General features: G+C 57.2%; 1 pseudogene. It reads left to right on the top strand.

Going from position 1 to position 243, the window contains the following annotated elements:
- Positions 1–243, top strand: a pseudogene (locus FNJ47_RS48480) (IS701 family transposase); the annotation flags it as partial.

Raw genomic sequence — 243 nt, forward strand, 5'->3', positions numbered from 1 at the left:
CTCGGCACCTGAAGGTGTATCCGGTCGATGTGAAGCTCATTTGGCCGATTACCAAAGTCCGCGGGAAACCACGAAAGCACCACGTGCCCGATATCTTATCAATTGCAGCAGAACACATGCTGGCCAGTGCCAAATGGAAAGCCGTGAGTTGGCGCAGCGGGACCAAAGGTCGGTTGAAAGCCCGATTTGCTGCTGTCCGTGTCCGCACCGCCGACGGACCTCCGCAGCGGATATGGGATAAGG

It is taken from the genome of Bradyrhizobium uaiense (genome assembly GCF_010811875.1).
Classification (GTDB): domain Bacteria; phylum Pseudomonadota; class Alphaproteobacteria; order Rhizobiales; family Xanthobacteraceae; genus Bradyrhizobium; species Bradyrhizobium uaiense.